The 18,581-nt window shown below is 65.4% G+C and carries 26 protein-coding genes, 2 pseudogenes and 1 riboswitch; of the genes and pseudogenes, 14 read left to right on the top strand and 14 right to left on the bottom strand.

The annotated features are described in order from the left end of the window. Positions 1–12: 12 nt before the first annotated feature. Together N4G47_RS06140 and N4G47_RS06135 are read left to right on the top strand one after the other, a co-directional pair. Positions 13–300: a hypothetical protein gene (locus tag N4G47_RS06140; RefSeq protein ID WP_249844459.1), complete on the top strand. Its 288-nt coding sequence runs from the start codon at positions 13–15 to the stop codon at positions 298–300. After that, positions 297–1,346, top strand: coding sequence for a 4Fe-4S dicluster domain-containing protein (locus N4G47_RS06135; protein WP_475285877.1), 1,050 nt, complete (start codon positions 297–299; stop codon positions 1,344–1,346). Before N4G47_RS06140 ends, N4G47_RS06135 begins: the two co-directional genes overlap by 4 nt. A gap of 9 nt (positions 1,347–1,355) precedes the next feature. Here the strand turns inward: N4G47_RS06135 and N4G47_RS06130 are convergent, their stop codons facing one another. Then, a complete protein-coding gene (locus N4G47_RS06130) occupies positions 1,356–1,592 on the bottom strand; it encodes a hypothetical protein (protein ID WP_019337197.1) in 237 nt (78 codons plus the stop codon). A 353-nt stretch (positions 1,593–1,945) separates the two neighbouring features. Then, the gene (locus tag N4G47_RS06125; protein WP_475285875.1) at positions 1,946–2,155 is read right to left on the bottom strand and encodes a helix-turn-helix domain-containing protein; all 210 of its coding nucleotides are present in this window, start codon (positions 2,153–2,155) and stop codon (positions 1,946–1,948) included. Between the two features lie 111 nt (positions 2,156–2,266). On the opposite strand from N4G47_RS06125, the gene N4G47_RS06120 reads away from it, so the two are divergent. Together N4G47_RS06120 and crcB are read left to right on the top strand one after the other, a co-directional pair. Continuing rightward, entirely contained in the window at positions 2,267–2,668 is a 402-nt protein-coding gene (locus tag N4G47_RS06120; protein ID WP_107233083.1) for a helix-turn-helix domain-containing protein, read from the top strand. A gap of 36 nt (positions 2,669–2,704) precedes the next feature. Continuing rightward, positions 2,705–2,767: riboswitch (Fluoride riboswitch) on the top strand. 82 nt (positions 2,768–2,849) lie between these two features. After that, positions 2,850–3,242, top strand: a complete 393-nt coding sequence (gene crcB, locus N4G47_RS06115) for a fluoride efflux transporter CrcB (protein WP_475285873.1) — start codon at positions 2,850–2,852, stop codon at positions 3,240–3,242. Between the two features lie 3 nt (positions 3,243–3,245). Here crcB and N4G47_RS06110 read toward each other — a convergent pair whose 3' ends face one another. Next, on the bottom strand, positions 3,246–4,079 hold the full coding sequence (locus tag N4G47_RS06110) for an AraC family transcriptional regulator (RefSeq protein ID WP_475285871.1): 834 nt from the start codon (positions 4,077–4,079) through the stop codon (positions 3,246–3,248). Between the two features lie 133 nt (positions 4,080–4,212). Between N4G47_RS06110 and N4G47_RS06105 the strand changes: the two genes are divergently transcribed. Beyond that, positions 4,213–4,713, top strand: a complete 501-nt coding sequence (locus tag N4G47_RS06105; RefSeq protein ID WP_475285869.1) for a DUF6265 family protein — start codon at positions 4,213–4,215, stop codon at positions 4,711–4,713. A gap of 58 nt (positions 4,714–4,771) precedes the next feature. Here the strand turns inward: N4G47_RS06105 and N4G47_RS06100 are convergent, their stop codons facing one another. Continuing rightward, positions 4,772–5,182 (bottom strand): SRPBCC family protein, encoded by a 411-nt coding sequence (locus N4G47_RS06100; protein ID WP_475285867.1) that lies wholly within the window; start codon positions 5,180–5,182, stop codon positions 4,772–4,774. A gap of 20 nt (positions 5,183–5,202) precedes the next feature. After that, complete coding sequence (locus tag N4G47_RS06095) at positions 5,203–6,222, bottom strand: aldo/keto reductase (RefSeq protein WP_475285865.1); 1,020 nt, start codon at positions 6,220–6,222, stop codon at positions 5,203–5,205. Between the two features lie 103 nt (positions 6,223–6,325). Here N4G47_RS06095 and N4G47_RS06090 point away from each other — a divergent pair, with 103 nt between their 5' ends. Next, positions 6,326–7,243, top strand: a complete 918-nt coding sequence (locus N4G47_RS06090) for a LysR family transcriptional regulator (protein WP_475285863.1) — start codon at positions 6,326–6,328, stop codon at positions 7,241–7,243. Positions 7,244–7,253: 10 nt separating this feature from the next. On the opposite strand, the gene N4G47_RS06085 is transcribed toward N4G47_RS06090, so the two are convergent. Continuing rightward, positions 7,254–7,535, bottom strand: coding sequence for an AAA family ATPase (locus N4G47_RS06085; protein ID WP_475289898.1), 282 nt, complete (start codon positions 7,533–7,535; stop codon positions 7,254–7,256). Between the two features lie 59 nt (positions 7,536–7,594). On the opposite strand from N4G47_RS06085, the pseudogene N4G47_RS06080 reads away from it, so the two are divergent. The 3 genes and pseudogenes from N4G47_RS06080 to N4G47_RS06070 all read left to right on the top strand — a co-directional run bounded on the left by N4G47_RS06080 (position 7,595) and on the right by N4G47_RS06070 (position 9,845). Continuing rightward, positions 7,595–8,670: pseudogene (locus N4G47_RS06080) on the top strand (alpha/beta hydrolase family protein). A 91-nt stretch (positions 8,671–8,761) separates the two neighbouring features. Then, positions 8,762–8,962: a hypothetical protein gene (locus tag N4G47_RS06075; protein ID WP_249844467.1), complete on the top strand. Its 201-nt coding sequence runs from the start codon at positions 8,762–8,764 to the stop codon at positions 8,960–8,962. A 118-nt stretch (positions 8,963–9,080) separates the two neighbouring features. Further along, a complete protein-coding gene (locus N4G47_RS06070) occupies positions 9,081–9,845 on the top strand; it encodes a thioesterase family protein (RefSeq protein WP_475285862.1) in 765 nt (254 codons plus the stop codon). Between the two features lie 16 nt (positions 9,846–9,861). Here N4G47_RS06070 and N4G47_RS06065 read toward each other — a convergent pair whose 3' ends face one another. After that, a complete protein-coding gene (locus N4G47_RS06065; protein ID WP_057495854.1) occupies positions 9,862–10,131 on the bottom strand; it encodes a hypothetical protein in 270 nt (89 codons plus the stop codon). A 126-nt stretch (positions 10,132–10,257) separates the two neighbouring features. Continuing rightward, positions 10,258–10,962, bottom strand: coding sequence for an ArsR/SmtB family transcription factor (locus N4G47_RS06060; protein ID WP_475285860.1), 705 nt, complete (start codon positions 10,960–10,962; stop codon positions 10,258–10,260). A 105-nt stretch (positions 10,963–11,067) separates the two neighbouring features. Between N4G47_RS06060 and N4G47_RS06055 the strand changes: the two genes are divergently transcribed. From N4G47_RS06055 to N4G47_RS06045, 3 genes are all read left to right on the top strand, one after another. Beyond that, positions 11,068–11,709 carry a flavin reductase family protein gene (locus tag N4G47_RS06055; RefSeq protein ID WP_475285857.1) on the top strand — a complete coding sequence of 214 codons (642 nt, stop codon included), beginning with the start codon at positions 11,068–11,070 and terminating at the stop codon, positions 11,707–11,709. A 256-nt stretch (positions 11,710–11,965) separates the two neighbouring features. Beyond that, a complete protein-coding gene (locus tag N4G47_RS06050; protein WP_475285856.1) occupies positions 11,966–12,511 on the top strand; it encodes a PspA/IM30 family protein in 546 nt (181 codons plus the stop codon). Then, complete coding sequence (locus N4G47_RS06045) at positions 12,508–12,939, top strand: hypothetical protein (RefSeq protein ID WP_475285854.1); 432 nt, start codon at positions 12,508–12,510, stop codon at positions 12,937–12,939. Before N4G47_RS06050 ends, N4G47_RS06045 begins: the two co-directional genes overlap by 4 nt. Before the next feature lie 357 nt (positions 12,940–13,296). Here the strand turns inward: N4G47_RS06045 and N4G47_RS06040 are convergent, their stop codons facing one another. Further along, positions 13,297–13,803, bottom strand: a complete 507-nt coding sequence (locus N4G47_RS06040; RefSeq protein ID WP_475285852.1) for a hypothetical protein — start codon at positions 13,801–13,803, stop codon at positions 13,297–13,299. A 70-nt stretch (positions 13,804–13,873) separates the two neighbouring features. Further along, on the bottom strand, positions 13,874–14,488 hold the full coding sequence (locus N4G47_RS06035; protein ID WP_475285850.1) for a hypothetical protein: 615 nt from the start codon (positions 14,486–14,488) through the stop codon (positions 13,874–13,876). A gap of 62 nt (positions 14,489–14,550) precedes the next feature. On the opposite strand from N4G47_RS06035, the gene N4G47_RS06030 reads away from it, so the two are divergent. Further along, the gene (locus N4G47_RS06030) at positions 14,551–14,820 is read left to right on the top strand and encodes a hypothetical protein (RefSeq protein ID WP_475285848.1); all 270 of its coding nucleotides are present in this window, start codon (positions 14,551–14,553) and stop codon (positions 14,818–14,820) included. Between the two features lie 32 nt (positions 14,821–14,852). Here the strand turns inward: N4G47_RS06030 and N4G47_RS06025 are convergent, their stop codons facing one another. Continuing rightward, positions 14,853–15,299 carry a BLUF domain-containing protein gene (locus tag N4G47_RS06025; RefSeq protein ID WP_475285846.1) on the bottom strand — a complete coding sequence of 149 codons (447 nt, stop codon included), beginning with the start codon at positions 15,297–15,299 and terminating at the stop codon, positions 14,853–14,855. Positions 15,300–15,445: 146 nt separating this feature from the next. On the opposite strand from N4G47_RS06025, the pseudogene N4G47_RS06020 reads away from it, so the two are divergent. Beyond that, positions 15,446–16,110: pseudogene (locus N4G47_RS06020) on the top strand (SOS response-associated peptidase). Between the two features lie 3 nt (positions 16,111–16,113). Here N4G47_RS06020 and N4G47_RS06015 read toward each other — a convergent pair. The 3 genes from N4G47_RS06015 to N4G47_RS06005 all read right to left on the bottom strand — a co-directional run bounded on the left by N4G47_RS06015 (position 16,114) and on the right by N4G47_RS06005 (position 18,301). Then, on the bottom strand, positions 16,114–16,905 hold the full coding sequence (locus N4G47_RS06015; protein WP_475285843.1) for a DNA adenine methylase: 792 nt from the start codon (positions 16,903–16,905) through the stop codon (positions 16,114–16,116). 147 nt (positions 16,906–17,052) lie between these two features. Beyond that, positions 17,053–17,286 (bottom strand): hypothetical protein, encoded by a 234-nt coding sequence (locus N4G47_RS06010; RefSeq protein ID WP_475285841.1) that lies wholly within the window; start codon positions 17,284–17,286, stop codon positions 17,053–17,055. Then, a complete protein-coding gene (locus N4G47_RS06005) occupies positions 17,276–18,301 on the bottom strand; it encodes a hypothetical protein (RefSeq protein ID WP_475285839.1) in 1,026 nt (341 codons plus the stop codon). Before N4G47_RS06005 ends, N4G47_RS06010 begins: the two co-directional genes overlap by 11 nt. Between the last annotated feature and the right edge of the window lie 280 nt (positions 18,302–18,581).

Raw genomic sequence — 18,581 nt, 5'->3', positions numbered from 1 at the left:
ATCCGGGACAGCATGAACAGACCTCCCCCCAACCGCCGCCAGCAACTGATCCAGCACTGGGGCGCCATCCTCTGGCCCAGCTTCATCGCCGCGGGCCTGGCCAGCGTGGTGTTCTTTGCCTTCGTCGATCCGCTGCGGCTGCAGGCCATCAGCTTCCCGGGGACGGCCATCAGCCGCGAGCTGGGCTATACCGCAGGCTTCTTCATGTTCTGGGCGGTGACGGCCTTGTCCAGCGCCGTCACCTGGTACCTGCAACGACCGCTGCCCAGCGACGACGACGACGAGCTGCCGCTGGGATGAACACGACCTGCGCCCTTGCATCCCGTCCCTGGCACTGGCGGCGCGCGCTCAGTGCCGCCCTGCTGGTGCTGTTCTACGCGCTGCCGTGGCTGCGCTGGGACGGGCGCCAGGCCCTGCTGCTGGACATCAACGCGCGACGCTTCGACCTGTTCGGCTGGACCCTCTGGCCCGGTGATGTCGGCGTGCTGATCGGCCTGCTGGCGGTGCTGGCCGTTGGCCTGGCCCTGCTCACCCACCTCGCCGGGCGGGTGTGGTGTGGCCATGCCTGCCCACAGACGCTGTGGCGGCGCGCCTTCGACTGGATCGCCCACGGCATGGCCCGGCTGCTGCCGGCCAGGGCCACGCGCCCGGCCACGCAACTGGCCTGGGCGCTGCTGTCATTCTGGACCGGCATCACCTTCGTCGGACTGTTCAGCCCGATCGCGGAACTGGCCACCGCCCTGCCCCGCGCTGCATGGAGCGGCTGGGAAACGTTCTGGGTGCTGTTCTACGCCGCTGCCACCTGGGGCAATGCAGGCTTCCTGCGCGAACAGGTCTGCCGCTCGCTGTGCCCGTTCGCGCGTGCGCAGCCGCTACTGACCGACCCATACACGCCGCGCATGCTGTATGACGCCCGGCGCGGGGAACCGCGCGGGCCCCGCCCGTCCGGTCTGGGCGGCGTGCTCGGCCGTGGTCGTGGCCTGCTCGACCCGACCACCGCACAGGACTACGTATTCCGTGCAGCGCACCCGCTGCTGGCCGGGCCGACGCCGACCTTCAGCGACAACCGGCTGGGCGACTGCACCGATTGCCTGGCCTGTGTCCGCGTCTGCCCGATGCAGCTGGACATCCGCCAGGGCCCGCAGGCCGACTGCCTGGCCTGTGGCGCCTGCCTGGAAGCCTGCGCACGGCAGCAGCACCAGGCCGGTTTCGGTCCTGGCCTGGTGCGCTACTGCAGTCCACAGGCGATGGCAGGACAGCCGCGGCGCGGATGGCGGCCCCGTACCCTGGTTCTATTGTCGATGCTGCTGGCGCTGTTGGCCTGGGGCGCCTGGCGCCTGCTCTGAATCAACGCTTCAACGTGACCCGTTGGCGTGCGGCGGAACCAGCTGCGCACGCCGTACGATGCCCAGCTGTTCGATGATCAGCGCCATTTCGTTGGTGACCTCGGTACGCTCGGTCCCCTGCGGAACCAGGCGGTCCAGCACCTGCTGGTAGGTATCCCAGAACGCCGGACCGCATCCGTGTTTGTGATAGCTGGCTTCCAGTTCGCGGCGTACCCGTTCAGCCAAGCCATGCATGCCGTATTCCATACGACCTCCGTTGGACTTGTTCTGCATCGTTGACGGTCTACCGACTCACTTGCGTGCTACTGAAAGACTCCCGGGCTTCACGACCGGTTGACTCCAATTAGTCATAGATTTCACGACAGGTCAATTACATCCGCTCGCTTTCGTGATCGAAATTATTAATCGTTCACAAAACTGCATACGGAACCACCATGGCTCCGGATGGGCCAGACCCGACACGACGCCCGTCACCCGGTGGCCCCAATTCAGTAGGCACTGCCAATGGCCAGAGCAAGTTTCATCGAATTTCCCTACTTTGTTAAGCATGCTTTGCGTTTCACGCTTAGCGCGCTAAAGGCGACATCTTGCGGCGCAGATCACCCGAATTCGGGTTCGGCGGCCCCGACGACCGGGAACAGGTTCGGGTATTGCTGATGAAGGATGTACTGCCGCAACGCGGGAATCGGGCCATCCTTGGGCCATTGCGACACTGCGGATCGGCTTATGCCAAAGAAGCGTGCCAGTTCGGCGTCCGTAAGGAAGCCCAGCCGGTCGCGCACCTGCCGCTTGCTCCAGAATCCAGTCATGATCGGTCCTTCTGCTAATCAGACAGATTCTTGCGACAAGGCCTCTTTACGATCCAGGCGTTAAGCTGGCTTGCATAGATGAATACTCTCGGCCAACGACTCGCCATCGCCATGAAGAAAGCCGGGCACCCGCGCCCGGCCGATCTGGCCCGTGCCGCCGATTCAACGACGGCAACCATCAGCAACTGGCTCAACGACCATGTCAGCCCAGCCCACGTGAAGGCCGAACAGCTGTTCCGCATCGCCGATGCGGCCAAGCTGGACGCGCGCGAACTGCTGTACGGGGTGAGCGGCGGTGGGGTCGGTGAACGCGGCAACGCCTACATGCCCAGCCAGGCCCATCTGGATGTCTGGCAGGACGCCTACGAGCTGGTCAGCCACCTGGTCGAGGAGAACGGCCTGGAGATCGACCACCGTCGCCACGCCGCACTGGATCTGCTGGCCTTCGAGCTGTTGATGGACGGCTTCAGCCGCAGCAAGGTGGCCCGGGTGTTGAAGACCTCGATGTCCTGAACGCGCTGACGCTTCCTCGCCGGCACTGGTAGCATGGACCGCGATGGGGATGGGGCTCCCCGATAACCGCCTGAGAAGGCTGATGGCTCCTGTCAGGACGAACGTGGCGTTCGTCGATGGCAGGCCGTGTCTGCCTTCGGCGTTCGCCATCAACACTGCGAACCCGCTCTCGAGGCATGCGATGCAATCACTGAACAACTATCTGCTGGTCTTCGTCGGAGGCGGTGTCGGCGCCTGCCTGCGCCACGCCTGCAACCTGATCGGCGCACGGGTCGCCGTGGGCAGCGCCTGGCCGTGGTCCACGTTCCTGATCAATCTCAGCGGTGCTCTGCTGATGGGCGTGGTGGTGGAGGCCTTCGCACTGCGCAATGGCGCCTCCCCGCAGCTGCGCCTGCTGCTGGCCACCGGCATCCTGGGCGGCTACACCACCTTCTCCACCTATGCGCTTGAAATCGGCCTGCTGCTGCAGCGTGGCCAGCATGGGTTGGCCGCGCTGTATGCCGGCGGCTCGGTGGCCCTGGGCGTGGCCGGCCTGTTCGGCGGCATGAAGTTGGCCCGGCTGGCGCTGGGCTGAGGCTCAGGCCGCGCTGGCGCGGTCCTGCCCGCGCCACTGCCGGGGTGACTGCCCGGTGTGCGCCTTGAAGGCCCGCGACAGTGCCGCTTCGCTGCCGTAGCCCACCTCATCGGCGATCCGCTTCAGCGGCCGGCCCTGACGCAACGCCTGCTGCGCCAATCCCACCCGCCAGCCCTGCAGGTACTGGCCCGGCGTGGTGCCCATCGCCTCGCGGAAGCTGGCCGCAAACACACTGCGCGACATCCCGGCCACCTCGGCCAGATCCTCCAGCGTCCACGCCTGCGCCGGCGCTTCGTGCATCGCCACCAGCGCCAATCGCAGCCGCGGATGACCCAGCCCGGCGAACAGGCCGCCGCGCATCTCGCCGCCCTCCATCAACTGGCGCAATACCTGGATCATCACCACCTCGAACAGGCGGTTGACCATCGCCGCGCGCCCGCAGCGCTGCTCGAACGCTTCTTCGAACAACAGCTCCAGTGCCGCATTGCCGCCGTACAGTTCGGCCAGCGGCAGGCAGATGAAATCGGGCAGCGCCGCACTGATCGGGTTGAGCCGGCCGCCCTCGAAATGCAGGTTCGCGCAGGCCATGTCGGCACCTCGCTGCGGATCGGTGCTGAAACGGTGTGGCATCGGCCGCGGATACAGCAGCAGACTGGGCACATCGACCTGCACGGTCTGCTGGCCGTGGCGGACCTGCAGCGGCCCCCGCCTTACCAGGTGCAACTGACCGGCCTCGTCCTCGCCCTCCAGGCTGTTGATGCCGCACAACGCACCGGCATGGAACACCGAGGCGGTGACCGCGAAACGCTCCAGCAGGATGGCGAGGCGGTCAACCATGACAGGACTCCAGATCACGCGGTTGGCATTCAATACGACAAATCGTATCGGAATCAGCGCTGTATGGGGCGACACTGGTCTGGCGATGGATCAGGCGCTATACACGCCAGACATCCCACGCACGGAGGCACCGATGTCGAACCGCATCGCCCTGACTCTGCTGCCGCTGCTGCTGTTGGCGGCGTCCACCCACACGCAGGCGGCCTCGCCGCCGAAGATCACGCAGCTGGCCTGGCTGGCCGGATGCTGGCAGCTTGATGGTCGCCCCGAAGGCACCGGCGAGCAGTGGTCCACGCTGGCCGGCGGCACGCTGTTGGGCAGCAGCCGCAGCGTGCGCGACGGGCGCACCGTTGGCTTCGAGTTCATGCAGCTGCGCCAGCACGATGAAGGTCGTCTGGTGCTGACCGCCCTGCCCTCGGGCCAGAACCCCACCGAGTTCAACGCCACCCACGTCGATGACACCGAGGCCGTGTTCGAGAATCCGGCCAACGACTTCCCGCAGCGCATCCGTTACCGCCGCCTGGACGAACAGCGCGCGCACGCGCGTATCGAAGTCGCGCAGGACAACCCGGAACAGGCGGTGGATTTCCCGATGCACCGCGTTGCCTGTGGTGGACCATCACCCACCCACTGAAACGCAGACGCCCCGGACCGGCCGGGGCGTCTGCAGGCGATCAACACCTCTCGGGCATTCACCCGGCCAGCGTGCTTTCCAGTGCCTCCAGGCCGTCGCGGTAGATGCCCTCGAACAGCGCGGACGCCTCTGCGTCGCTGACGCCGACCGGGGTGAACTCACCGGACCAGTCGATCCTCGAACCACAGCCCTGCTCGACCACACGCAGGGTGGACCGGTAGCCGGTGACCGGGAACGGCGCCTGCAGGATCGAGTAGGTGTAGCTGCGGCCGGCCTGGTCGAAGGCTTCAAGGCGCTCGACGATGGCATCACCATCGGGATTGGCCAGATGGCGCACGCGGCCACCTTCGCTGAGCGTGCTCCGGGGAATGTACGGAAGCCAATCGGGCAGCGAATCGAAGCCGCCGATGAGGTTCCAGACCTGGTCGGCCGGGGTCGGCACGGTGATGGATACAGATGCAGTTGCCATGGGAAGGTCTCCTTGCGGGCTCAGATGTTGTCGATCGGCAACGGGGCGTTGGCCGCAACCAGGCCCTGGGCGCGCAGTTCCTGCCAGAACCCGGCCGGGATGATTTCCTTCAGTGCGGCGTAGTCTTCGGCGATGCGCCCGGGACGGCTGGCGCCCGGGATCACCGCAGCCACCGCGGGGTTGGCCAGCGAGAACTGCAGGGCGGCCGCCTTGATGCTGATGCCGTACTCGGCCGCGATGGCCTTGATGCGCTCGACCTTGGCCAGGATCTCCGGCGACGCCTTCTGGTACTCGAAGTGGCTGCCACCGGCCAGCACGCCGGAGCTGTACGGGCCGCCGACCACGATGCCGGTGTTGCGCTCGGCCGCCTTGGGCATCACCCGCTGCAGCGCACGCTCGTGGTCGAGCAGCGAGTAGCGTCCCGCCAGCAGGAAGCCATCCGGACGGGCTTCGTCCAGGTCCAGGGTCAGCTCGATCGGCTCGACACGGTTGACGCCCAGGCCCCAGGCCTTGATGACACCTTCGTCGCGCAGGCGGGTCAGCACCTTGAAGGCGCCGCGGCGTGCGGTCTCGAAGTAGGACAGCCACTCATCGCCGTAGAAATCCTGGGCGATGTCGTGCACCCAGACGATGTCGATGCGATCGGTCTTCAGCCGCTTGAGGCTGTCGTCGATCGAGCGCAAGGTGGCATCGGCCGAATAGTCGTTGACCAGCTTGTTGGGGCGGCCGGCGACGAACAGGCCGCCCTTCTCGCCAAGGTCGCGAGCACTGGTGTCTTCCACTTCGTCCAGGATCAGGCGGCCGACCTTGGTGCTGAGCACGAAGTCGTCACGGTTGCGCCTGGCCAGCGCGTCGCCGAGGCGGATCTCGGCCAGGCCGGCGCCGTAGAACGGAGCCGTGTCAAAGTAGCGGGTGCCCTGTTCCCAGGCCGCGTCCACCGTGGCCTGGGCCTCGGCTTCGGGAATGTCACGGAACATGTTGCCCAGCGGCGCGGTACCGAAGCCGAGGGTCTTGCCAGTCAGCAGAGTGTTGATGCTCATGGGGTTCCCGTTGGGGAGGTTGTTGAGGTTGACGCAGAGACTAGGCTTGCCCGCCAAGACTGTCCAAGACATAATTTCTCCAACTTGAGTCCTGTGTGGTCTTATGCTCGATCTCCGCCAACTGCGCTACTTCGTGGCCGTCGCCGAAGATGAACACGTCGGCCGCGCGGCCGAGCGCCTTCACATCTCCCAATCCCCGCTCAGCCGGCAGATCGCCCAGCTGGAGGAACGGCTGGAACTGCAGCTGTTCGAACGTTCACAGCAGCGCATCCGGTTGACCGCCGATGGCCGCACCTTCCTGGCCGAGGCGCGCGCCCTGCTGACCCACGCCAACCGCCTGGAATCGCTGGCGCGGCGGCTCGGCCGCGGCGATGAAGGTGGCCTGTGCATCGGCTATCTGGAATACGCGATGCACTCGGGCGTGTTGCCCGCCGCCCTGCGCGAACTGCGTGGCGATCGCCCGGCGGTGCATATCGCGCTCTACAACCAGCAGTCGGACGTGCAGCTGGAAGGCCTGCGGCAACGCAGCCTGGATATCGCCCTGGTCTGCGAACCGCCGGCGTTCGACGATCCGGATCTGGAGGCCACACAGGTACTGAACGACCCGATGCTGCTGGCCGTGCCGGCCGCGCACGCACTGGCCAGTGCAGAAGTCATCACACCTGCGGATCTGGCCAGCCAACAATGGATCGGCGTGATGCACAGGGAAAACGCACTGCGCCATGACACCTTCATCGCCGCGTGCGCGAAGGCCGGGTTCACCCCCACCATCGCCATGGAAGCGACCGAGCCACTGGCCGCGCTGGGCCTGGTGGCCGCCGGTCTGGGCCTGACCACCGTCCAGCAGAGCCTGGATCACCAGGCACCGGACGGTGTGGTGCTGCGTGAGCTGCCGTGGTTCAGCTACCGCACGCCGTTGTGGGCGGCCTGGCATCGCATCAACCTGCGCCCGCTGGTCGAAACCTTCCGCAGGACGCTCGTACGGACCGCCACCGAAGGCAAACCGGCCTTCGGCGACTGAACCGAGGGCATTATGCCGGGCCGTGTTCCGTATGCCGGATCACCACGAAGTCCTCTTCTTTGGCCGGTGCCACGAAGTGACGGGTGATCTTCTCGAATTGCTCATCGCTGGCCTGGAACGATAGCGCAGTCAACCATGCGTCCTCGCTGATCAGCGCGTGGGGCGGCCTTGCTGCCAATGGCTGCGACAACGTGGACTTGCCTGCGCCGATCTTGCCACACAGCAAGTGCAGGGCCCTGCAGCCAGCGTAGAGCGCCACCTGTTCTCGCTGCAATTCCCTGCGGCAGCGCAGCGCGCGCAAGGTTGCGCCGCGCTCTATGCTCGGCGCCATTCCCGGATGGAATGATCACGATGCGTCGCTTGCTTCGACATGCCCTCGCCCTCGCCCTGCTGTTGCCTGCGACATCGTTGCTGGCGGCACCGCCCCGGCACCACGCACCCTCAGCGGCGAACTGCAGGGGGCGCCGTGGCGGCTGGATGTGCCTGCAGACTGGAACGGCGAGCTGGTGATGCTCGCCCACGGCTATGAACCTGTGGGCGTTCCACGCACCACACCGATGACCGCCAATGACAGCACCGCAGCGCTGCTGGGCGCGGGTTACGCCGTCGCGCAGAGCGCGTATTCCAGCCAGGGCTGGGCAGTGGCCGACGCGATCAATGACACCGAACGCCTGCGCGAACATGCCGCGCGCGAACTCAAGCGCGTGCGCCATACCTGGATGCTGGGATTCTCGATGGGCGGTGCGGTGACCATCGGCAGCCTCGAGCGCTTCCCGCAGCACTACACCGGCGGCGTTTCGCTGTGCGGCGCCAACCTCAGCGGCGAGCAGATCGCCGCCGACCTGCTGACGACACTGGTCGCATTTTATTATTTCTTCCCCGCCGCCGAAGGCCTGCCGCGCAGCGGCCTGGTTTCGCGGGAAGCGGCAGCGCTGCCGCAGGGCGCGTTGTACCAGGGCATCGCCCATGCACTGCAACGCGATCCCGCGCGCGCGGCAGTGCTGGCGCAGCGGTTGCAGGTCTCCGGCGATGCACTGGCCGGCACCATCAGCCTGCATGCGCTGGTCCTGCACGAGCTGGCCATGCGCAGCGGTGGCCTGCCGGTCGGCAACCGCAGTGTGGACTACAGCGGTTTCGGTGACGACGCCGCATTCAATGCCGGCGTGCAGCGCCTCGACGCGGTGCCTGCCGCGCAGGCCAGGGTGCGCAGCACGCTGGCGCTGACCGGCGCCCTGAAGCGGCCGCTGGTGATCCAGTTCAACCACAACGATCCCACCATCGTGCCGCACATGCAGACGCTGTATCCGCAACTGGCCAGGCGTGCCGGCGCTGCGCCGTTGCCGCAGGTGCTGCCTGCGGTGGGTGAAGGTCACTGCGGCTTCTCCGATGCCCAGGTCGTCGAGGCGCTGAAGGCGGTGCAGCGCTGAGCGCAGCATCGTGCCGCAGTGCGGCGGGACATCGCGGCACCGACTGCTATGGTGGCCTGGCCCATTGACGGGCAGACAAAGGACTGACGTGATGATCAAGACGACCTTGAAGACCGTGATGCTCCTTGGCATGGCCGTGACCGGCCTGGCCTTCGCCGCAGATTCCTGCGACTTCTGCACGCTGAAGTACGAACAGTGCCTGCGCGCGACGCATGGACCGCTGGGCAAGACCTCCGAGCAGTGCGACGCCGAGTACCGCCTGTGCCGCGAAACGGATTGCCCGTCTCCCTGACCGGCGTCCGGCCGGCTCCTGCGGGAGCCGGCTCAGCCCGCCACGTTGGCAAACGCTTACGATACAGAGACCGGTAGCACCCCTGCCGCCGCCTCTCCCTGCTGAAGCAACGCACACGATGGCCTTCTTCGAACGACTGAGTGACACCCGCTACCTGCCGACCGAACACACCGGCGGCGCCTGGAACATCCGCGAACAGCACATCGCCCCGGCCATCGGGCTGCTCGCCCACCACCTGGAACGCGACGCCGCCACGCGTGGCCACGGCTTCCTGATCGCGCGCCTGTCCTACGACATCCTCGGCACCATTCCGATCGAAGCGATGGAGGCCGAGGTACAAGTGCTGCGGGCTGGCCGCACCATCGAACTGGTCGAAGCCACGCTACGCCACGACGATCGCCCAGCGCTGCGCGTACGCGCCTGGCTGATGCGACCGAACGATACCGGCGCCATCGCCGGCACACCGATCGCCCCGATCGCACCGCCGGGCTCCATGCCGGTGTGGGACCCGGGCACGGTCTGGCCGGGCGGCTTCATCAAGAGCGTGGACATCCGTCGCCACGAGCAGGGGCCGGGCCGGGCCACCTACTGGGCCCGCGCCAGGCATGCGCTGCTCGATGGCGAGCCAGTCAGTGCGCTGGCCCGTGCCGCCACCCTGTTCGACCTGTCCAACGGCATGGCGGTGCGTGCCGACCCCAGGACTGTGGCCTTCCCCAACCTGGACCTGACCGCGCACCTGTTCGGCATGCCTGAAGGCGAATGGCTGGGCTTTGACACCTCGGTGTCGTTCGGCCAGCAGGGCCTGGGCCTGACCAGCACGGTGCTGCACGATGCACGCGGCCCGATCGGGACGCTTGCCCAGGCCCTTACCGTGCGTCCGTAACCGATAGCGGGCGGCCTCAGCCGCCCAGCGTGCCCATCGTGAAGGTGTAGCCGGAGCTCATCAGGAATTCGCGCATGCGCATTTCCGCGCGTCGCGGCGAGGCCAGGTTGGCCGGGGCATACAGTGCGTAGACCACGCCGGCACCTTCGATGGCCTCACGGCGCACGCCGCAATGGCGGGTTTCCGATGCGACCACCCATCCGTCCTTCAAACGGTCCGGCCCGATCGACTGGCCGTTCATCAGCCGGAACGTCAGCCAGCGTACTTCCGCAGAGGATTTGTTCATTGCCGGCCTGCCGGCTGCGTGCCACGGTCGTTCATGTCCTTGCTCGCCATTGCAGCTCCCTAAGACTTGGAACCTGACCATAGCGCCTTGCCATGTCGTGGGTGGCTGAGACTGGACGGACGCGGCTCAGGTCGCCAGGCTGAACAGCCGCCACAGTGCCTCGCGTCCCGGTGGCGTCAGCCGCAGTTCGCGCCGGCCGTCGACGCGCCGCAGCCAATCGTTCTTCACGAAGCTCTCCAGCATCGCCTCGCCGACCAGCCCAGCCAGATGTGGACGTCGCTCGGTGCAGTCCAGGCAGCCACGGCAGTAACGCGCGGGCTTGGCCGTCACCGGCTGCAGCAGGAGATCGCGCAGCGGCTGGCCCAGTCCACCGAGAAAACCAGCCCCTTCCGCACTGACCTGCCAATGCCCCTCGCGCGGTTGCAGATGCCCGGCCTGCAGCAGGCGATCGGTAATCGCAACCGCATGCACACCAGCCAGATGCCGATAGCAGGAGCGGGCCTCGCGCAGCGCCGGCAGGCTGCGTGACGCGGCTGCCGTACACGAAGGCGTGCGATCGGCAACGCGCAGGATGCTTTCCAGCATGTCGGCCACCTCGCTCGACGCCAGCCGATGGTAACGGTGGCGCCCCTGCGCGACGGCGACCAGAAGATCCCCCTCGACCAGCCTGCGCAGGTGCGCGCTCGCCGTCTGCGGTGTCACCCCGGCCACCCGCGCCAGCTCCATCGCGGTGTAGGCGCGGCCATCCATCAGCTGCAGCAGCATGCTGGCGCGCGCCTGGTCGCCGACCAGGGCACCGACACTGACAAGAGAACCGGAGGTATGGACCATGCCGGCATTGTGGCACGCAGGAGTGGACGGACAGTTCGATGCAGGCCGAAGCGTCGGACGCTGCGTACACCGCACAGTGAGCACCAGCCCACCACGAGATCCACAGTGAAAAATGCTTCGTTCGCGCGCCGACGCATCCGCCCTTCGGTGCTCTACCCCGGCACGCCGGTGCTGTTGATGACCACATTGAATGACGATGGCAGCAGCAACATCAGCCCGCTCTCCTCATTCTGGGCACTGGCCGACCGGGTGGTGCTGGGACTTGGCACGCAGGGCCAGGGCTATCGCAATCTGCAGCTGCGCAACGAATGCGTGCTGAACTTCGCTTCCGCCACACAGGCCGCGCAGGTCGAAGCAATCGCGCGGACAACGGGGCATGATCCGGTCCCCGCCGCCAAGCAGGCGATGGGCTACGTGCACGTGCGTGACAAGTTCGCGCTGGCTGGCTTCACCCAGGTGCCTTCCGCACAGGTAGCACCTGCGGCGATTGCCGAATGCCCGCTGCAGGTGGAAGTCACGGTGATGGCGATGCACTCACCCAGCGGCGAAGGCGACCCCGGTTTTGTGATGGTGGATGGCCGTGTCCGCTGCGTGCATGCGCATGAGGACATCACCATTGCGGGCACCCAGCACATCGACGTGATGCGCTGGAAGCCGCTGATCTATCTGTTCCGTCACTACCTGGGCGTGAGTGATCCGGTAGGGCGCAACTTCCGGGCGGAACCCGTTGTACCCACCGGCGTGTAGCCGCGCAGTCCGCAGGCGAGGCGGCGGGCGCAAACAAAAAAGCCCTGACCGGAGTCAGGGCTTTTCAATTGGAGGCCTCAAGCGGAATCGAACCGCTGTAAACGGATTTGCAATCCGCAATCACTCCTTTTAATTCAATACCTTATGTTGCGCAGCCACCCAAACTGACACTCAACTTTCCTCGATTACATGGAGGATACGAATATCACAGACTTGTTCAGGTACTCTCTACTGAACAGGGACCAGGGATGAGGCAGTGACCGATAGCGACTATCTGGATGAACAGGGAAACGTCCATCCAAGCGGACCGCAACAGCAGCCCCCTACCCCGACGCCCGCACCTGCAACGGCCTTTCATGACGAACTGTCAGGCGCTTTGGCTAGCATGTCGACCTACGGTCGCGGATTCGGCGACCAGCGCCTGAACATGATCGTCCCCAATCTCTTCTACCAGATGGAAGAGAGGCGTAAGAGTCTGGAGGCAACTTGCAAGCGCTTGGGGGAACAAAAGGATCAAGCCGAACGCCTAGTCTCTGATCTTCGGGTGGACGTGGCAAGAATGAGCGGTGAGATTGAAGCCCTGAAAGCAGATGCTCGCACCACTGCGGCAGACACCAAGGCTGAGAAGCGTGTTACCAAAATGGCCCTCGGTCTCACCGCCGTTTTGCTGCCTATGGCTATCGGCCTCTTCCCAGACAAGCCTTGGTACGCAACCGGCTTCTTACTCGTCGCAGTAGGAGCTGGAGTCATCGGAATATGGCCTAAGGCTTTGAATATATTTGAGAAGGGAGGCAAAAAATGATAATGGGCCTGCCGCCACTCTTCGACATTGCTGTGGAAGCGGTAATTGCTCGAGGACTGGCGAACCAAGAGCGGATCGTGCTTCGGGTCAACCAAGATACCTATACCGCCAACGTTGGATTGATGCTGGCATATAAGCAAAAAGGCGGCACCATGGTTCCGCTGCGGGATCGTATGTACTGGCTAGGTGCGGGCAGAGTCGCTGCAGGTAGCACGATCAATATCTACACTGGCTCCGGCGAGCAGAAGTCTTTTGAAACCGGCAACAACACTTGGACTTACAACCTCTTCTGGGGACTCCCATTCGTGGCGTTTGACGTGCCTCAGGTTGAGGCCGTGCTCTTCAGGCTTGGAGAGGCCTCGGTGGGTGTGACCCCTTTGTTTGGATTCAACATTCCGGGGCCGCAGCTGACACTTGGTGCGGGGTAACATTTGCATTCATCACAGCGCGCTATCTGCCACTGAACCCGAGGCGGGACCCACCCAAGCCGCAGCCTCCCCTTTCTGGGGTCCACCGGCCAGGACTTGGTCACCGCCGGTAGCCGGATAGGCTCCAGCGCCGCCATCACTTTGGAGGACGCAGCCACAGCCGCCTCTCCCAATCGCTGGGCCTGCTGGTGCTGTTCGCGCGTCGGCGGCAGGCCGGCCAGTGGCGGTGCCGGCTGGATCGGCAGGCCAACTATGCTTCGCGGCCAACAGCTTAGACTGAGTTCAATTCAGGAGGCCGGGGGACGGGCCCCTAGTCCCCCGATGGGCAGCCACCGTGTTTTCGGGAACCACCTCCGTCTACCAACCACGTAGATGGCGGAGCCCTGCCCTCACCCACACCTTGCGGGCGTCCCTTGGCCTGGGTTTGGTCGCCGGCGGCGGCCTGGGCGGCTCCAACGCTTCCTTGACCCGCGCGGTAGCGGTGGCCGTTGCGTCGACCAGGCGCCGGGCCTGTCGCTGCTGCTCGGGGGTCGGAGGAAGGCTGGGGAGCGGTTCGAGCGGATCGCTAGGCGTCGCGTCCAGCAGCCGGGCAACGGCAACGCGCAGCCGCAGCTCTGGGTAGAGCCTGGCCGCGCACCAGCGCTCGGCGTAGCGCTTGCCCTGGGCGATGCTGGCGGCGCGCTCATCCTTGGTCTGCCACATCCTCCGGGCGTCGAGGTGCACACGCACGCCATGGTCCTTGGCCGGCGTGAGCAGGGCAATCTGTCGTCCACTCCACCACAGCACCCAGCTCTCTCCCATCTGGACCCAGCCAGAGGGAACAGGGGCCGTGCGGAAACCTTGGTAGCCGTGCATGGGAAGCATGGCCGGAAGGATACGGCTGGCCGTCTCAATAGCTGCGAAGGATCAACTCACACCCCTGAATCATTCGGATTCAGATCGTCCCCAAGTCCTTCAAGACGGCTTGGCCCTCTTGGAAGAACCCTGCCAGCAGCTGGCCGCCGGCCACTCTTCGTCCCATTTGTTCATTGAGATAGTTGGCCTGCAGCCGGGCATGGGCCACCAGTTCGAGCTTGGCCATGCTCGGCGTCACGGCCCGCAGCGGCTCGCCTGGCGCCGCCAGCTGGCCCTGGATTGGCTGGACCACGCAAGGGCGACCGCTGTCGCTCTTGGCATACGCCGTGGCCATCATCCTTCCGTTCTTCGGCGACCAGCCGCCCAGCACCAACTCGGTCCCGAGCTGGTCGAGCGGCAAGCCGGCCTCGGCTGCCGCCTTCTCGTAGTTCGGCCACAGTTGGTCCACTACCAACCCCAACTCGGCAGATAGCTGCTCCATCGTAAAGTCCGCCCGGAAGCTGGCCTGCAGGGCCAGCTCGTAGATGCGCAGGAAGAACTGTGTAGAGCCGCGCGTCGCCAGCACCAGGTTGTGCTGGGGGATCAGCAAGAGCTTCGCTCCGGAGGAATGGGCACCGGTCAGGGCATCCTCGGCCAGGGTATCCACGGCAACGACGAGGTGGTCACGAGTGAGCAAAACGTTGAGGATGCTCATGGCGGGCTCGATTGAGGGTCCGCGAACTATCCCCCGTCCCGCAGTTTGCTGTCGAGTCCGCTATGGCCCACGAGATCACGGAAATCCTTGAACGCCTTCATGCCTGCGAGGTCGGGATCGAGGCGCAGCGCGGCTACCTCAAGGCGATGGAATACGCCCTGCGACTGTGCGTAATGACCCACCCAGCGCCCGAGGAACTCTCTACCGCGTGGCGCCAACTATTGCCTACCATTGCGGCCAAGCATAGGGCCGACAGCAGCGATCTCTTCGCCGCAGCCTTCCAGCAATCGCTGACAGTTCTGACTGAGCAAATCGGCGGGACCCAGGGCTAGACACCCCGGCCACACCTCTCAAGCTTGCGGGATCACGATTCGCGCGCGCCTCTCGCGATCTCGACGAATGGTTCTACCAAGGCTACCAGCAACTCCATGGCCGTCTCGGGCGCGACTTGTGGGTTTCCACGCTGCAGGAAAGCGGTCCAGTCGGCGCGCACCAGAAGCAACAGCTCATTGGGGGCAACCGGGAAAAGCCGCATCGGCCAGTACGGAAGCCTCCTCGGCCCGACCCGTCCCCGAGCCAGCTCCATCAGCTCGCCGTGGCTGCCGGACCCTGATGCCCTGGAGAAGGCGACGCTCAGGCCATCGGGCGGGCCTTCCATGTACGTCAGGAAGCGGCTGCCATCATAGAGGGCCACGCCCGTCACGCCCGCCCGCCTATTGAAGCGGCTCGCATCCCCGATCAACTCGGCCAGACGCCCACTATCCAGCTCCGGTATCGCCTCACTGACGAAGACCACGGCATGGTTGGGCATATCAGGCTCAGCTCGGTTGGGCGGGGGGCCGAATCATATCGCCAACCGCGTCCGCGTGCCGTCCTCATCCGTTGCTTTGGGACACCGGACACAGGGCCAAGCGACCTACACGCGGCAGGCACGGGCGACGGGCCTACGCTTCTGCCATGTGCGGCCGCTTCGTCCAGCTTCCCGTAGTCGACTTCGGCCAGCCGGAGCTGGCCGACCTTGCCCCCGGCCTGGCCGAGATCCCGCCCAGCTACAACCTGGCCCCGACGCACCGCGCCTCGGTGATCCTGGACCGTGGCGAAGGCCGGCAGGTCACCCGCCTGGCCTGGGGTCTGCTGCCGTTCTGGGCCAAGGCCAAGGGCCTGCAGGGCTCGACCATCAATGCCCGCATCGAGACAGTGGCCACCAAGCCCGCCTTCCGGTCGGCGTTCAAGAAGCGCCGCTGTGTGATCCCCATGGCTGGGTACTACGAGTGGTCGGTCAGCCCCGAGGACGGCAAGAAGGATCCGTGGTTCATCCACGCGGCAGAGCCACTCCTGGCCGCCGGCCTGTGGGGGACACGAGCCCCCTGTTGCCCGACGGCAACTTGGGCACGTTCACCATCATCACCGGCGACAGCAGCGGCGTGTCGGCCAACATCCACGACCGCATGCCGGTCTGGCTGCAGGCTGGCCAGATCGATGAGTGGATGGCAGCGAGCCCCGACGATGCCATGGCGATGCTGCTGGCAAGCTCGCCTCCGTCCATGGAGGCGTACAGGGTCAGCCGCGCCGTCAACACGCCACGCAACAATCGCGAGGACCTGCTCCAGCAAGTTGCGTGACGCCTACAGCAGGGTGGCCTGGCTGTCGTCCCAGCTCTTGATGATCAGCTCTCCGAACTTCTTCCCTCTCCCCTGCCCGCCACCGATGGTGTAGTCGAGCTGCAGCGGCACCAGGTCGAAGCCGGCGAACACTTCGCGGATCTCAGGGTGGTCGTTGATCGAGACCACGAAGCGCCCGACCGAGCCGCGCATCAGCTCGGCCATGGCCTCGTACTCAGCGAAGGGGAACTCGACGCCGTAACCCTCCGTTTCCCAATACGGCGGATCGAGGTAGAACAGCGTCCCCGGCCGATCGTAGCGCCGCACGCACTCCTGCCATGGCAGGCACTCGATCACCGTATTCGCCAGGCGGAGATGCACAGCGCTCAGCTCCTCCTCGATGCGCAGAAGGTTCAATCGTGGACCGCCAGCGGTAACCACGCCGAACGACTGCCCCTGCACCTTGCCACCAAACGCGAGCTTCTGCAGGTAATAGAAGCGGGCGGCGCGCTGGATGTCGGTCAGGGTCTCCGGCCGCTCCATCTGCGCCCACTCGAACATCTGGCGCGACACCAGCGACCAGCGGAACATGCGCACGAACTCGTCCAGGTGATGGCGCACGCAACGGTAGAGGGACACCAGCTCGCCATTGATGTCGTTGAGCACTTCCATCTGGGCCGGATACGGTCGCATCAGCAGCGACGCGGCGCCGCCGGCGAAGGCCTCGACGTAACAGTCGTGTGTTGGGAAGTGCGGATAGAGGTGTTTCAGTAGGCGGCGCTTGCCACCCGGCCAGGAAATTATGGGCTTGGGCATGGGTTCTCAGTATTTGCGATAGGGGAAGCCGACAATCCCGCCGCTCTCGCGAGGGCGACGGGGCCACGGCCAATGCCAGGTGCTGAGATCACCTGTGTTGCGGCGCTGCCTGGATGCTTGCCGGCATCTGGGCAGCGCCCTGTTTCGTCAGACGACTACTTCTTCCAACGGGAGATTGGGCGCGGCTTCCAGCAATCGACCACCGCTGACCCAAACGTTGTACGGAATGGGCTGCTGCAGCTGCCCGAAGGCACGCATCTGCGCGCCGTCATAGGTTGTCAGGCTGCTGGTGCCGTCTGCATTGTGTGCAGTGACCGTTGCCAGTAATCGCGGCCGGCCGCTGACCAGTTCGCCGAATTGATCCCACAGATCAGTCCGCATCAGTGAAATGCCTCTCCAGAGTTGCTGTCTGCTCGATCACGACAGCCTGTTGATCCACGACGACCTCAATTCGGATCGACTCGCATTGGCCGTGCCAGGTTCCTTCAGAACTCAGCACCTGCACCAGGTCGAGCGGCAAGATCACCCCGATCTCCCCTCCCTTCAGCGGCTTCGGGAACAGTGGCACGGTCAGATCCACTGCGGCCTGTTCGCCACGATCGCACAGGATGTTGCGCCCCCGCTCGGCTGCGGCGGCAGCGACGTTGATCAACGGGCTACTTACCTGCTGCGCGAAGAGCTGGCCCGCTTCGCCGGCCTTGCGCACCTTGCAGGTGACACCCTTTCCGGCCAGCTCTCCCGTGACCACCACCGCGTCATACAGGGGCGCACTGCGCATCTGCAGGCTTTCGGTCAGCACAATGTCTTCCTGCAGTAGGTGATCCGGCGTCGTCTCCCGCCACAGCCAAGGACTGGCCGGATAGCTGGCACGGACAACCAGCGCAAGGTCCGAGGGATGGGACTGCACCACCCCACCACTCGCACCAGCGAGCGCACTGATGGCATCCAGCGGCGTGCTCGCGTCATAGAACCATGCGCCGGGCGGAACCAACCAATCAACCGTGTCGTACCGACTAGCAAAGCCCGTGTCCGCCAACTCCTCGGCGACAAGCTGGGCCATGCTGCGCTCCTCCGTGGTGGCCTTGACTCGAGCCGGGGCGTAAGGCGGTGCCAGCAACGCTGTCCTTGACCGCCCACTCAAACGCACACCGCCCCCAGCAAACTCGCGCTGTTTCTGGAAGCTCTCGATGATGCCCGTCCAGACGTAGCCGTTCAGCACCAGCTCGAACTGTCGCGGACCCGAGGCAGTGGGCTTTAGCAGTCCCAGCTGATCGGCATCGGCCAGCTCGATGTCAAAGGTCCAGCCCCAAGCCGAACGGCCGGCGCTGAGCGAGACGCGGGCTAGTTCGATCGGCACCCGATCAGGAAGCCGCACAAATGAAACCTCATTGATCACGACGTAGGTCCTACGTTGGGGGCGCACCACATAGCACGCCGAGATACCAAGATTCAGGGGTGCCAGACCACGCACGCCAATCACTGGGCAACCGAGGTTGAGGCCGACCCGGTTCCCAGGTGGGAAGGTGGTATCGGGGTCGGGATCTGGGCCCGGGCCGGGCCCCGGGCGCACACCCCATGGAACCCGTCGCGCAGGCACCCAAGGCAGCAGAGCGGCGACGCGGGCACCAACCGGATGCGACCAGCTCAGATCCGCCCCAGGACCGACGCGCGGTGTC

This window comes from Stenotrophomonas sp. GSD10 (assembly GCF_056172695.1).
Note: the sequence above shows the minus strand (reverse complement) of the source record. Positions and strands in the feature narration are given on the sequence as shown.

Excerpts from the sequence above, each read along its gene's own strand:
- N4G47_RS06140 (WP_249844459.1), top strand. The coding sequence starts at position 13 with ATGAACAGACCTCCCCCCAACCGCCGCCAGCAACTGATCCAGCACTGG.
- N4G47_RS06135 (WP_475285877.1), top strand. The coding sequence starts at position 297 with ATGAACACGACCTGCGCCCTTGCATCCCGTCCCTGGCACTGGCGGCGC.
- N4G47_RS06130 (WP_019337197.1), bottom strand. The coding sequence starts at position 1,592 with ATGGAATACGGCATGCATGGCTTGGCTGAACGGGTACGCCGCGAACTG.
- N4G47_RS06125 (WP_475285875.1), bottom strand. The coding sequence starts at position 2,155 with ATGACTGGATTCTGGAGCAAGCGGCAGGTGCGCGACCGGCTGGGCTTC.
- N4G47_RS06120 (WP_107233083.1), top strand. The coding sequence starts at position 2,267 with ATGAAGAAAGCCGGGCACCCGCGCCCGGCCGATCTGGCCCGTGCCGCC.
- crcB (WP_475285873.1), top strand. The coding sequence starts at position 2,850 with ATGCAATCACTGAACAACTATCTGCTGGTCTTCGTCGGAGGCGGTGTC.
- N4G47_RS06110 (WP_475285871.1), bottom strand. The coding sequence starts at position 4,079 with ATGGTTGACCGCCTCGCCATCCTGCTGGAGCGTTTCGCGGTCACCGCC.
- N4G47_RS06105 (WP_475285869.1), top strand. The coding sequence starts at position 4,213 with ATGTCGAACCGCATCGCCCTGACTCTGCTGCCGCTGCTGCTGTTGGCG.
- N4G47_RS06100 (WP_475285867.1), bottom strand. The coding sequence starts at position 5,182 with ATGGCAACTGCATCTGTATCCATCACCGTGCCGACCCCGGCCGACCAG.
- N4G47_RS06095 (WP_475285865.1), bottom strand. The coding sequence starts at position 6,222 with ATGAGCATCAACACTCTGCTGACTGGCAAGACCCTCGGCTTCGGTACC.
- N4G47_RS06090 (WP_475285863.1), top strand. The coding sequence starts at position 6,326 with ATGCTCGATCTCCGCCAACTGCGCTACTTCGTGGCCGTCGCCGAAGAT.
- N4G47_RS06075 (WP_249844467.1), top strand. The coding sequence starts at position 8,762 with ATGATCAAGACGACCTTGAAGACCGTGATGCTCCTTGGCATGGCCGTG.
- N4G47_RS06070 (WP_475285862.1), top strand. The coding sequence starts at position 9,081 with ATGGCCTTCTTCGAACGACTGAGTGACACCCGCTACCTGCCGACCGAA.
- N4G47_RS06065 (WP_057495854.1), bottom strand. The coding sequence starts at position 10,131 with ATGAACAAATCCTCTGCGGAAGTACGCTGGCTGACGTTCCGGCTGATG.
- N4G47_RS06060 (WP_475285860.1), bottom strand. The coding sequence starts at position 10,962 with ATGGTCCATACCTCCGGTTCTCTTGTCAGTGTCGGTGCCCTGGTCGGC.
- N4G47_RS06045 (WP_475285854.1), top strand. The coding sequence starts at position 12,508 with ATGATAATGGGCCTGCCGCCACTCTTCGACATTGCTGTGGAAGCGGTA.
- N4G47_RS06040 (WP_475285852.1), bottom strand. The coding sequence starts at position 13,803 with ATGCTTCCCATGCACGGCTACCAAGGTTTCCGCACGGCCCCTGTTCCC.
- N4G47_RS06035 (WP_475285850.1), bottom strand. The coding sequence starts at position 14,488 with ATGAGCATCCTCAACGTTTTGCTCACTCGTGACCACCTCGTCGTTGCC.
- N4G47_RS06030 (WP_475285848.1), top strand. The coding sequence starts at position 14,551 with ATGGCCCACGAGATCACGGAAATCCTTGAACGCCTTCATGCCTGCGAG.
- N4G47_RS06025 (WP_475285846.1), bottom strand. The coding sequence starts at position 15,299 with ATGCCCAACCATGCCGTGGTCTTCGTCAGTGAGGCGATACCGGAGCTG.
- N4G47_RS06015 (WP_475285843.1), bottom strand. The coding sequence starts at position 16,905 with ATGCCCAAGCCCATAATTTCCTGGCCGGGTGGCAAGCGCCGCCTACTG.
- N4G47_RS06010 (WP_475285841.1), bottom strand. The coding sequence starts at position 17,286 with ATGCGGACTGATCTGTGGGATCAATTCGGCGAACTGGTCAGCGGCCGG.